The sequence below is a fragment of the Paraburkholderia translucens genome (genome assembly GCF_020881035.1).
Lineage (GTDB): Bacteria > Pseudomonadota > Gammaproteobacteria > Burkholderiales > Burkholderiaceae > Paraburkholderia > Paraburkholderia translucens.
The window spans coordinates 423,708-435,879 of sequence record NZ_JAJITC010000005.1 but is presented as its reverse complement, the minus strand read 5'-3'; the positions used below and the strand labels follow the sequence as shown (position 1 = coordinate 435,879).

Sequence of the window (12,172 nt, the reverse complement as noted above, 5' to 3'; positions counted from 1 at the left end):
GTTTGCAGCACCCTGCGACACACTTCGTGTCGCGGCACGCAGCGTGCCGCGACCTTTCATCAACAACGCTTAACGGCGAACGCGATGCGCGATCTGGTCCTGTGCTTCCTGCAACGCGGTGTGCACGTCCACGCCGTCATCGACGACCTTGTCGAGCGCCGAGTGGACCGCTTCTTCGGCCACCTGGTCGTACTTGCTGCGCTGGATCGCCGGGATGTGCGAGGCCGCATCACGCCAGATCAGACGCGCCTTCTCGTTGCCGAGGAACGCGACCGGCTCCGCGAAGAACGAATCGTTCTGCGCGGCGAGCAGCGCCGGGAACGCATCGATCGAACGGAACGAAGCAAGCTGCGTATCCTGGCGCGTCGTCAGGAACTTGATGAATTCCCACGACATCGCCTTTTGCGTCGCCTTCGCCGGAATCGAGTAGAACGTGCCGCCGAACGATGCGTATGCGTTGTTCGGCAGATTGGTCGCGCGCCACAGACCCTTCGTGTCCGGTGCGATCCACGACGACAGGTGGCCGCCGAGCCACGCGCCCATCATCTGCGTCGAGACGGTGCCGCGCTTGAAGCTCTCGGCCCATTCGTTCGTCCACGGCGAGATCTTCGCGTCGAGACCGAGATCGCGTGCCTTCTTCGCGAGTTCGAACGCCTTGACGAAGCGCGGCGACGTGACCACCGGATTGCCGGCCTTGTCGAAGTAGACGCCGTCGCCTTCCTTCAGGTCAGCGCGAATGTAGATATCCTCGATATCGCGCGACGATGCCATCAGGTACGCGCCCGTCGCCTTCTTGATCTTCTGGCCGGCCGCGAGATACGAGTCCCACGACTTCGTCAGATCCGCTTCGGTCACGCCCGCCTTGTCGAGAATGTCCTTGCGATAGAACAGCGTGCCCGGACCGATATCGGCCGGCATGCCGACGATCGTGCCATCCTGCGTGGTCGCCTGTGCGAACGTGTAGTTGATGAACTGGCTCTTGTACTGGCCCGCGCTGTACGGGGGCTTCGACAGATCTTCGAGACCGCCGCCCGCAGCGAAACGGCCGATAAAGCCGACCTCGACCGCCATCACGTCGGGCAGATTGGAGCTCGTCGCGAGCGCGGTGGTCATCGCGTTGTGGTGATCGCCAATCGCGAGCGACGACACCTTGATATCGACGTCCGGATGCAGCTTCTTCCAGGCCGGAAGCGCGTCCTTGATTTCCTGATCCAGCTTCGGAAAGACCGCGACCGTCAACGTGGTGTTGGCATGCGCGCCGACTGCGGCCAGGCTGAGCAGAACGGCGGCGGCAGAGCCTGAAAAACGGAATTTCATTACTCGTCTCCTTGTGAATCCTGTTTGAAATGCATTCAATGACTACCTGGTTGCTGCTGACCTACTTCCCCTGTTGTGCTTGTTGCTGCGTTGCTTGTTGCCTGCTGATGCCTGAAAGCGCTTTCACGCCAAGGCGAAAAAACTTCCGCTAGGTCCGCGTATCTCCCCGCTTCACGGGAGACGTGATTCGCCGCGTCGTTTCACGCGTCACTAGCGTGAGCGGAATCGGACTGAGCGCGATCGTTTGCTTGCGGATCATCTGCACGATGCCCTGCGCGGCGAGGCGGCCGATTTCATAGGTCGGCTGGCGGACCGTCGTCAAAGGCGGGGTCATGTAGGACGAAGTCGGCAGATCGTCGAAGCCGACCAGCGACACGTCCTCCGGCACCCGCACGCCGCGGCGGAACATCGCGAGCCGCGCGCCGTACGCGGTCTGATCGTTGGCGCAAAACACCGCGCTGAACGATGGATGGCGCACCATCAACCGCTCCATCGCGGCGACGCCGCCCGTTTCGAGGTAATCGCCCTGCTCGACAAGATCGGCATCGAAGCCGATGCCCGCTTCCTCGAGCGCGACGCGATAGCCGCATAGGCGCTCGATCGCATCCTCGTGACTGGCGGGTCCCGCGATGAACGCGATCTCGCGATGGCCCTGCTCGATCAGATGACGGGTCGCGTCGCGCGCGCCCTGCATGTTGTCTATCGGCAGGCCCGCGAGCGTCGCGCTGTTTTGCACCGAGCGGCCGAGCACGAGCATCGGCGCGTGGCGCGCGTAGTCGGTCAAGCTCGGTTCATCGAGCTGCGCGTGCAGCAGGATGATTCCGTCGACGCGCCGCGCGATGAACTGCTCGAGGCGCGCCTTTTCTTCGTTGATGTTCCAGCGGCTGCTGACGAAGATGGGCGTAAAGCCGGGCTCGGACAGCGCCTCTTCGATGCCGCGCAACCACTCCGCGTAAAACGGGCTCGACACCGCCTGTGTCAGTACGCCGATCGTGTGGGTCCGCCCGCTCGCGAGGCTGCGCGCGAGCACGTTCGGCCGATAGTTGAAGCGCGCGATCGCTTCTTCCACTGCCCGCTGCTTGGCGGGAAGCACGCGCGCCGAACCGTTCAGGATCCGCGATACGGTGCTCGGAGAAACACCGGCCGCGCGCGCGATAGCTTCGAGCGTCACGTTGGGTGCCGTGGGTACTTGAGGTACCGTGGGCGCGCCGGGGTCGTCGATTGAGCCGTCGTCGGTCATGACTTCTGCCTGAATCCTGTCCTGAAAGCGCTTTCAAACGTTGAAAAAAAAGCGCGATATATCCGGTGATGAATTCGAAAATCGAAAAAGCAGCCGATGCGACGAGGGTGGAGGAGGCGTCGCACCGGCCTCTCTATGAAAGAGAATTAAACAGTCCTTGAAACAAAGAGATCACTACGATTGCTGATCAGGCAATCTCAACTCAGAACGAGGTCATGATCCCGGCGAAGACGCCGGTCTGGCTATGACCGTAATTCGGGTTGCCGTTCGACGACGTACCCGTCACCGGATTGAAGTTATTGTTGCCGTACGAGCCGTTGCCCAGGTTGATGTTCGACGTGGAGCTGTTGTGCACGTAGCCGGCTTCCGTGTACAGGAACGTGCGCTTCGACAGCGCGTACGTCGCGGCGAGCGTGAACAGCGTCGCGTTGCCGTTGCCGTTGTTCGCGTTCGCGTGATAGACCGCGGCCGTCAACGCCGTCGGCGCCGTGACCTGCCATGCGGCACCGAACCATTCGTGGTTCACGCTGGTCGGTGCGCTCACGCCGAGCGGCTGCGTGCCGGCTACGCCCACGCTAGCGTCCGTCGCGTTAGGCGCGCTCAGGTGCTGGTAGCCCGCGTACAGCTTCACCGGTCCGATCACATACGTGCCGCCGACGAGGGCCATCCGCGAAGCGCTGTACACATTGTTGAACGTGCCGTCGGCGCCGCGCACTTCGTCATAGATCACGCGGAAATCGCCGCTGCCCCACGTGTAGATACCTTCGATTGCGTTGGTACGACCCTGGCCGGTGTGTACGCCCTGCGCATTGACCGGCGCCGAGTTCCAGCTTGTGTTGTTGGTCAGCGAATACTGGCCCTTCAACACGAGGCCGCCGAACAGCACCGGCGAGTTGTACTCGGCACCGTTGCTGGTGCTGGTCCAGTTACGGCCGCGCACCAGTGTCGAGATCGCGTAGCGCTGCATCAACTGCGGGTCGGTGCCCCAGCTGTCCTGCGACAGTTCGCCCGCACCGAGGTTACCAATCTTGAACAGACCGTAGTTGTCGTTGGTGAACCCGACCGTTGCGTGGCGGCCAAACAGATTACCCGCCGATGCGCCGGTCATCGTATTGAGCTGACCTTCGAGCTGGAAGATCGACTTCGTGCCGCCGCCCAGATCTTCGGCGCCCTGGAGGCCGAACCAGGAGCAACCCCAGTCCCCGCTTTGGGCCGACCATGCGTGGCCGCCCGGAAGGCCAGTTTCAAACTGAATGCCGTTGTCAATGCGGCCGTACAGCGTGACGCTGCTCTGCGCATGGGCCACCGTCGTTGCGGCTGCCATCACGGACAGGGCAATAAGCTTCTTTTTCATTTAGATATCCTATATGTGTTTTGGCGTCTCCAAGCCCATCAGGACGCATGCGTTCTCACGCGTTCCCCACTTGCTGAAATGTTCGCTTCACATTTCGAGGCGATTATAGGGATGACCTTGCGCCGTGCATCGAACTAACGGCTCAGGGAAAACGCTGTTATCGATAACAGTTGCGCTCCGCCCGATCCCGAAGTAGCACCCCGTTTCGTGACCATTACCTGATGGTCATAAGCGCCGGAAATACGTTTGAATTCATGCGCCATCGCAACCCGCGAATGTCGCCGATCGGGTCGCTCAGCGGCTGCCCGGCTCGGAAATCGCGCTCGAATGCAAGCTGAAATCGCCATCGCCGTTGCAAAGATGCAACGGCTCGTTTCGCTCATCCTGCCGGTTCGGGCTTGACCGCCGGTCTTTCTGCTCCCGGCAGGGGCAGAAATTTGCGACTATCATCAATGCATACGATGCCGGGCAACGAGCCGGGCTCAGCTGCGTAGCCGGCTGAGTGCGGGATTGTCAGCGCATCCGTCTGGCTTTCGCGCTCCACCACGAGCGCTCCAACCAGCTCCCATCCCTCGGCTCCCGCTGTTCCTCCGCCACGCCGCACGCGCGACGTCCCGCTCGAACACGCTGCCCTTGCAGACTTTCCCCGGGCGACGGCGCACGACCGCTCGTCGCCCCGAGCGACAAAATCGCGACGCCCCACCGCGACAGGCGCGGTGCATCCAATGGGAAGAGGATTTTGTCCGATGTACTTCCGCGGCCGCGCATGGCGTCCGGCCGGAAGAAGATTTGCCGGCGCAGTTTGCCGGAGCACCGTGGTACGTAAGGAGTTATCGTGAAAACAGTCCTTGTTTCTGCACTTGTGTTATTAGCTTCAGCCGCAATCGCGCCGGCGGTCCATGCCCAGAGCGATTCGCAGCCCACCGACCAACAACTCGCGCATGCCGTGCGTGTTGCGGAAGCGCGCAGCGGTGTCGGGATGTCACATGTATTTGTCCTTGCCCACTCGGGACATATCACGCTGGTCGGATGGGTGCCAGAGCGGGATCATGTCGCGCGTGCCGAGCAGAGTGCGATGTCGGTGCCCGGCGTCACTTCGGTAGACAACCGGCTCTCCCCGGACGGTGGCTCGCTGAACGCACATTAAACGGCTCCGGTTTTCCGTCTCGCCAGTCGGACTGATTGACTGGCGCGCCGTTTCGCGCAGTTTGCGGCGCGAACGTGCGATGCAGCCACCGCCTGAAAGCGCTTTCAAATTCCTGGTCCCATTGGGCGACTCGGCGTTCATTCATCCCGCATTGTTGTTTTTGATACGTCAGGTAAATCCCCCATAGCGGGTTCGGGGAGGCGCTGCCTAACATCGCGATTGTTACCGATAACGTTAGAAGTAGTTAGAGAACCATCGGAACGAACGCCACATCACAAGGAGACAGGAATGCGTCCTTTGAGGACTTCGATGCGCATGCTCTGCGCAGCCGTCGCCGTTTGCACGCTGGCATGGACCGCGGGCTGCGCGCACAACCCGGCGCTGGCCGCTCAAGACAGCCCGCCGCTCGCAGCCGCCCCCATGGAACCGCTGCCGTCACTGCGCAGTGTCATGGCCTCGCACTTCAAGGTCGGCGCGGCAATCGAGCCCGATTCGATCGACAGTCCCGCCGACGCGGCACTCATCGCGGCGCAGTTTTCGAGTCTCACAGCCGAGAACAAGATGAAGCCGGGCACGATCGGCGTCGCGCAAGGCCAATACAACTTCGCGCCGGCCGACAAGATCGTCGCGTTTGCTCAGGCGCATGGCATCGCGGTGCGCGGCCACACGCTCGTATGGCACTTCAAGGCCGGCGACTGGACTGAAGCGCCGGCCTGGTTCTTCGCCGGCGATCCGAAAGACCCGCACTATCACGACATCGTCGCAAAGCGGCTCGATCGATATGTAACCGACGTCGTCACACACTTTCGCGGCAAGGTCTATGCGTGGGACGTGGTCAACGAAGTGATCAGCGACGATCCGCATCAGGTATACCGCGAAGACAGTCCGTGGTATCGCGCGCTCGGCAAGGACTACATCGCGATCGCCTTCCGCGCGGCGCGCGCGGCCGATCCGAACGTGAAGCTCTACATCAATGACTACAACACCGAGGATCCCGGCAAGCGCGCGAAGCTGCTCGCGGTGATCCGCGACTTACGTGCGCAAGGCGTGCCGATCGACGGGGTTGGGCATCAAATGCATATCAGCGTGAACTGGCCGCCGCTGCCGAACATCAAGCAGGCGTTCGACGACGTCGCCGCGCTCGGCCTCGAAAATCAGGTGACCGAGCTCGACGTGAGTCTCTATGCCGATTCGGGCGAATGCTGGAACGATCCGCACGCATGTCTGCCGGACCTCGGCCATCCGGTGCCGAACGAAATCATGCGTGCGCAGGCCGAGCGTTATCGCGCGGTGTTCGCTCTGTTCGAGCAGGAGCCGAGCATCAAGGCGGTGACGTTCTGGGGCTACTCGGACAAGCACACGTGGCTGACGTCGACGCCGGTGCCGCGCAACAATCTGCCGTTGCCGTTCGATGAAAACCTGAAGCCGAAGGCGGCGCTATGGACGATCGTCGATTCGTCGTATCAGCCATAACGTCGATCTTCCGGCGGAAACACCGTCAGCGTCAGCTCGATTCAGGCAATCGGCGTCTCAAGGTTCGTCGGCGCCGGCCTGCTCGAGCACGTTGAGATCCGCCGGGATATCGTCGGGCTGACCGTCAGCGGTTTCATGCGTGCGTGGCGGCGATTTGACGACCGGCGGCGGCATCTTGCCGATGCCTTCATCGATACGTTGCAGCAGATATGGGAAGAACGGATTCGACGCGATGCGGAACATCGAATCGAGCGTCAGAATCAGCGTGCCGCGTTCGCCGCGCGGCGCGAGCGTGCCGAGGTTCTCGTTGAAGTTCTCCGAGTCGTCCGGCGCGATGCCGTACAGCGCGTCGGTGATCGGAAACGGAATCGCGACGTGCGACAACGAGAAAATATCCTGCGGGTAGTCGATGTCCAGCGGCCTCACGCGGGTTTGCACTTCGCCCGCATAAATGCTGCGCTCGACGGTATGCGCCGAGTCGGGCGATGCGTTGGCGATCACCGTGGTGCGATAGTTCTGCGGACCGATGCGCAACAGCCGCGATAGCGCCGTGTACGATGCGACGCGCAGGAAGATCCTGAAGCGTACGCTGCGGTTCAGGTCGAACAGCACGACTTCGCTGCCGTTCTCGGGCAGCTTGTCGTAGAGCGCCGACATCACCGCGGGCGTGCTGACCGTGAAATCCGTCACCGACTGGAAAGTCAGAACAGGCGGCAAGGTATCCAGCCGGTTCTCGCGCTCGAGCCTCGCGATCTGCTCCTGAATCACGCTCGTCAGCAAATGGGACTGCCGCGCCCCATTGACCGGAAACGAGTTGTATTTGAACGGATTGAACTCCGGCACGATGCCGAGCCACGCGGCCGGTGCGAAGGCTGGCAATAGCGCGGGCAATGCGGCGAGACCGGCAAAGCGCGCGTAGCGGGTGACGCCGATCATCGGCGAGATCAACACGACGCGCGTCGGACGCGTCAGCGCGGGATTCTCGATCGCGTCGAGCGCGTACTGCAAGGCGAGCGCGCCACCGTTCGAGAAGCCGACCAGTTCGATCGGCTTGCCAGGCCCCACGCGACGGCGCGCTTCGCGCACCGCGAGCCGTGTGGCCGCCGTCCAGTCCTGCCAGTGCACGTCGGTGAGCCCGGCCGGCACCGTGCCATGTCCGGGCAGGCGGATGCCGATGGCGACGAAACCGCGATCGCGATAACGACGCGCGATGTGCCGCATGCTGAACGGCGCGTCCGTCATGCCGTGCAGCAGCACGACCGCGCCGACGGGCGGCCCCGAGGGTTCGAGAATGTACGAGTGATTCCAGTTTTGGGCGAAATGCCACGGAAAGATCGGTGAGCCCTCGTAATAGCGATTCGCCGGAATGCGCTCGGACGGACGCAACTTTTCGACGACATTGACACGCACGTCCTCGAAAATCCGGTTCTCGGCCTCGATATACGCATTCCAGTCGGCGGTGTTGATTTCCTCGACGGTCATTTCGCGCGGCACGTAGGTGTGCCACACCGACAGCTCTGGCCCGCGCTTCGAGTACCACGCGCGCAACCCGAATGCGAGCACTGCCAGCAGCACCACCACCCATGCACTTATCTTTATTACCTTCAGTGACGTGCGCAGCATCGTGTTCTCTTGATGAGATGAAGGTTGCACCGCGCGCAGGCTGCTCTCTGCGTTGTGTGGGCATGCCGTCATCGCGACGGCTTCCGGTGTGAATATCCTAAGGGCTTTTAGTCACCGGTTCAAACTTTGTCGCGCGGGCGCGCGACACCGAATCATCAAGGCATCGCAGGGAATGCAGACGTGCGCGATGCAAGCACAGTGGTTCAGCGATGCATCCGGTTCATTGACGAAAAGCCGGGGCGCGACCCACGCCGCGCCCCGGCCTCGCCTGCTCGCAGGCCATGACTAACGGCCGCGGATATTGCCCGCCACGCCGCCCGCCGCGCCGCCGATGAGCGCGCCGGTCCACGCATCGCCGCCGGCAATCGCGGCGATGCCTGCACCGGCGCCCGCGCCGATTGCCGCACCGCCGACCGTTCCTTGCGTCCGCGGGCTCATGTCCGTGCAACCGATCATCGCGGACAGCGCACCGATACTGACGATCCACCCAAGTCGTTTCATGATCGTTCTCCTTATTGATTTTTCTTCAGGCCGGGCACGACCATCTGAAACCAGAGGGTCTCGATCACCGGGTGCTGGATCATCGTGGGATTGGCGGCGTAGTAGCTGTCGAGGCCTTGACGCACGCTGTCGAGCGTCTGGCCCTGCATGCCCTTGCCGAAGCGCTGGGCGATGTCATCGCTGTTGGCCGTGTTGCCGGCATAGGCACGCTCGACATCGATCACATTCGAGATACCGATCAGATACGCTTTCTTCTGGTCTTCCGTCGACGCCATCCATTGCTGGCCCGTGACAATTGGAATGCTCTCCGCTCGCGCGACGTTGCCTATCATTGCCAGCGACAGGAGAGTCAGGGATAACAGCGTTCGCCATTGCGGTTTGTTTGCCATCGCATACTCCAGGGAAGTGATGTTCTCCAGCGTCCCGCCGGTGACCACATCCGGCGGCCTCGATCGGGCTATTTGGAGGAATGGTCTGTGTGCCTCGTCGAATCTCCTTTCAGGTTCAGCGCTCGGCGCGGTACGTCGGTTCTGGCTCTTTTGGCGCCGGGTCGTGTCAGCGAATAGACGCCTTGATGACGAAAGTCTCGTGAAGGATTGGAGTGATTCGCGTATGTGCTGTACGCGCGCTTCGAGTGGACTCGTGCTGCCCTTGCCGCGTCAGACACGCTTTAGAGTCTATAGTCTTTTTGGCAATTTCCAAGCCCAATTCCGCGCGACGCGCACCGATGTGAAATTGTGTCAAATGCCATTCGACCATTGAAAGGAAGCGATGCAAGGCGCTTGAACGCTGACCGGTTATTCATTCGGCTTCCTGATGAGACTGCCAATTGATAGCGATTGGCATTGATTTATTTCCAGCCGAGTCGCTTTCTTCTTCTAGCAACAGTACCAACCCATAGTGGAACGGATGCGATTTTCTGTTGATGCGCTTGTGCGTCATCCTGATCGCTGATCGAATGGGTTTCTCACGCCCGGCTCGCCCGTCGAACAACTTCCGCTCGATCGCGCCTGGCCTGCACCGGAGTGGCTGCGCAGCAGCGAAGGGGTTGACGATGCGCGGTGGACGGTTAGTTGCGTTATTGACGAGGGTTGCCGGAGGTCATTTCGATTGCGCCCGTTCTCATCATTAACAGCCTTTGGCTTGTATTTACAAAATACAGAGTATAGACTGTATCGGTCACTTACAGGCTTTGACCTGTTACGCCGTCGCAGCGCAACCGGAGAACGACCGTGGACTACCCCATCAAGACACTGAGCCAACTGAGACCGATCCTGCTGGGCTTCCGGAAGGCCGCGGGCCTCACGCAGGCCGCAATGGCCGCGCACCTCGGAGTCACGCAACAGACCTACGCGCAGCTCGAGGCGAATCCGGCGGCCGTCAGCGTCGAACGGCTCTTCAGGGTGTTGCGAGTCCTGCAGGTCGATCTGAATCTCACGCAGAACCGACCGGCGCAACGCGTTGCCGTGGAAGACGCCGCGCCGCCGTCGAACCGCACCCTTTCCGGCCGCGCCACGCGCACGCCGTCCAAGCAGGGGGAGTCGGTGCGAAAGCAGGCGCGCACACAAGGGCCGGCGCAACGCGCGACCAGCACATCGTCCCGGGAGGCTGGAGACAGCACCACGGCCAAAGCAGCCAAGTCCGCCCGCGCCGCCCCAAAGACCAACGTGGCCGACCCCAGCAAGAAACGGGAGGACTGGTAAGCATGGCGCGCGGCACACCGAACCGCCTGAACCTGTGGATGAACGGCCTGCCGGTCGGCTCATGGGAAACGACGCGCAGCGGCGAGCGCCTGACCTATGGCGACGAATGGATCCACGATCCGCAAGGACGCCCGCTATCGCTGTCACTGCCGTTCACTCCGGGCAATCAGCCGTATCGCGGCCAGATCGTCGCCGACTATTTCGACAACCTGCTGCCCGACAGCGAACCGATCCGGCGCCGCATCGCGGCGCGCTACCGGACCGGCAGCACCGCACCGTTCGCGTTGCTCAGCGCGCTAGGACGCGACTGCGTCGGCGCGCTGCAACTGCTGCCGCCGGACGAAGAACCGAGCGATCTGACCAGCATCCACGGGCGCGAACTCAGCGACCGCGAAATCGCGGCGCTGCTGCGCGGCACGACGTCGACGGCGCCGCTCGGTCAGCACGATCCGCTCGAAGATCTGCGTCTGTCGATCGCCGGGGCGCAGGAAAAGACCGCGCTGCTGCGTCATCGCAACCGATGGCTGCTGCCCGAAGGCAGCACGCCCACCACGCACATTTTCAAGCTGCCACTCGGGCTCGTCGGCAACATGCGCGCCGATATGCGCACGTCGGTGGAAAACGAATGGCTGTGCTCGCAGATCGTCGCGGCATATGGGCTGCCCGTCGCGCGCTGCGAAATCGCGCGATTCGACGAGCAGAAGGTATTGATCGTCGAGCGCTTCGACCGCCGTGCGTCGAGCGACGCCACGTGGATCGTGCGGCTACCGCAGGAGGACATGTGCCAGGCCACCGGCACATCGGCGCTGCACAAGTACGAGTCGGACGGCGGTCCGGGCATCGAGGCGATCATGGAGATACTCGCGGGGTCCGCGCGCGCGGCAACGGACCGGCGCAACTTCTTCGCGACGCAGCTCGTCTTCTGGCTGCTCGCCGCGACCGACGGCCACGCGAAGAACTTCAGCATCGCGCATCTGCCCGGCAATCGCTACGAATCCACCCCGCTTTATGACGTGCTGTCCGCGCATCCGATCATCGGCAGCGGCGCGGGGCGCCTCGCGCCGCAGAAAGTCAAACTGGCGATGGCGGTTCGCGGCAAGAACGTCCACTATCTGCTCAATCAGATCCAGCGCCGGCATTGGGTCGCTGAAGGACAGCGCGTCGGCTTTTCCGCCACGGATGTCGATACGCTGATCGACGAGTTGACCGCGCAAACGGAGACCGTGATCGACACCCTATCGCCGCGATTGCCCGCTGACTTTCCTGCGGACGTGGCCGAGGCGGTATTCGAAGGCATGCGCCGGTTGAGCCGGAAGCTTGCCCGGTAAAGCCCAACCGCCCTGATTGCCAGCGCCCGCTCGTTCAGCAGCCGCATCTCAGCGATATGCAGGGGACTGCAAAGAATTGCCCAGCTTATCCGGCGCTGGCTTCAGCGCCGGATAAGCTGGGCACCACGATGAAGCATTACTGCGTTCCTGAGACGATGTCGGAAATGGTCCAGTTGTTCGTCGTGACGAGCACGTAGTCGCCATTCACACCTAGCCATTTATGCCCGCGGGGCGGCGCACTGAGGCCGTGTCCACGCCAGTCGTCCATCATGAAGTTGTAGTGACGGTATTCGGCCGGTACACGTTCGCCTTTATGCCAGTCACGATGCGGAATCGACGGCATCATCTGCTGACGGCCCGTGCCGGCCATCTGGCCACCGCCCTCGTCCTGCGGCGGCGCGCCAGCCGCAATCGCAAGTGCGGACAAACCGGTAAATGACAAGGCGACGAGTGGCGCAACAATGCGTTTATTCATGTTCGAACCTC

At 62.2% G+C, this 12,172-nt stretch carries 11 protein-coding genes; 4 read left to right on the top strand and 7 right to left on the bottom strand.

The window, feature by feature from the left end; genetic code table 11:
- Nucleotides 1-69: 69 nt before the first annotated feature.
- The 3 genes from LJ655_RS12085 to LJ655_RS12075 form a co-directional block, all read right to left on the bottom strand.
- Nucleotides 70-1,317 (bottom strand): ABC transporter substrate-binding protein, encoded by a 1,248-nt coding sequence (locus LJ655_RS12085; RefSeq protein ID WP_230561468.1) that lies wholly within the window; start codon nucleotides 1,315-1,317, stop codon nucleotides 70-72.
- A 148-nt stretch (nucleotides 1,318-1,465) separates the two neighbouring features.
- A complete protein-coding gene (locus LJ655_RS12080) occupies nucleotides 1,466-2,557 on the bottom strand; it encodes a LacI family DNA-binding transcriptional regulator (RefSeq protein WP_230561467.1) in 1,092 nt (363 codons plus the stop codon).
- A gap of 202 nt (nucleotides 2,558-2,759) precedes the next feature.
- Nucleotides 2,760-3,911 carry a porin gene (locus LJ655_RS12075; RefSeq protein ID WP_230561466.1) on the bottom strand — a complete coding sequence of 384 codons (1,152 nt, stop codon included), beginning with the start codon at nucleotides 3,909-3,911 and terminating at the stop codon, nucleotides 2,760-2,762.
- 835 nt (nucleotides 3,912-4,746) lie between these two features.
- Between LJ655_RS12075 and LJ655_RS12070 the strand changes: the two genes are divergently transcribed.
- Together LJ655_RS12070 and LJ655_RS12065 are read left to right on the top strand one after the other, a co-directional pair.
- Complete coding sequence (locus tag LJ655_RS12070; protein ID WP_230561465.1) at nucleotides 4,747-5,058, top strand: BON domain-containing protein; 312 nt, start codon at nucleotides 4,747-4,749, stop codon at nucleotides 5,056-5,058.
- 288 nt (nucleotides 5,059-5,346) lie between these two features.
- Nucleotides 5,347-6,531 (top strand): endo-1,4-beta-xylanase, encoded by a 1,185-nt coding sequence (locus LJ655_RS12065; protein WP_230561464.1) that lies wholly within the window; start codon nucleotides 5,347-5,349, stop codon nucleotides 6,529-6,531.
- Between the two features lie 57 nt (nucleotides 6,532-6,588).
- Here LJ655_RS12065 and LJ655_RS12060 read toward each other — a convergent pair whose 3' ends face one another.
- The 3 genes from LJ655_RS12060 to LJ655_RS12050 all read right to left on the bottom strand — a co-directional run bounded on the left by LJ655_RS12060 (nucleotide 6,589) and on the right by LJ655_RS12050 (nucleotide 9,092).
- Entirely contained in the window at nucleotides 6,589-8,154 is a 1,566-nt protein-coding gene (locus LJ655_RS12060; RefSeq protein WP_230561463.1) for an alpha/beta hydrolase, read from the bottom strand.
- Nucleotides 8,155-8,439: 285 nt separating this feature from the next.
- The gene (locus tag LJ655_RS12055) at nucleotides 8,440-8,655 is read right to left on the bottom strand and encodes a YMGG-like glycine zipper-containing protein (RefSeq protein WP_230561462.1); all 216 of its coding nucleotides are present in this window, start codon (nucleotides 8,653-8,655) and stop codon (nucleotides 8,440-8,442) included.
- Between the two features lie 11 nt (nucleotides 8,656-8,666).
- The gene (locus tag LJ655_RS12050) at nucleotides 8,667-9,092 is read right to left on the bottom strand and encodes a hypothetical protein (protein ID WP_230561461.1); all 426 of its coding nucleotides are present in this window, start codon (nucleotides 9,090-9,092) and stop codon (nucleotides 8,667-8,669) included.
- 795 nt (nucleotides 9,093-9,887) lie between these two features.
- Between LJ655_RS12050 and LJ655_RS12045 the strand changes: the two genes are divergently transcribed.
- Complete coding sequence (locus tag LJ655_RS12045; RefSeq protein WP_230561460.1) at nucleotides 9,888-10,358, top strand: helix-turn-helix transcriptional regulator; 471 nt, start codon at nucleotides 9,888-9,890, stop codon at nucleotides 10,356-10,358.
- Nucleotides 10,359-10,360: 2 nt separating this feature from the next.
- Entirely contained in the window at nucleotides 10,361-11,686 is a 1,326-nt protein-coding gene (locus tag LJ655_RS12040) for a type II toxin-antitoxin system HipA family toxin (protein ID WP_230561459.1), read from the top strand.
- Between the two features lie 136 nt (nucleotides 11,687-11,822).
- Here LJ655_RS12040 and LJ655_RS12035 read toward each other — a convergent pair whose 3' ends face one another.
- A complete protein-coding gene (locus LJ655_RS12035; RefSeq protein WP_230561458.1) occupies nucleotides 11,823-12,161 on the bottom strand; it encodes an RcnB family protein in 339 nt (112 codons plus the stop codon).
- Nucleotides 12,162-12,172: the final 11 nt, after the last annotated feature.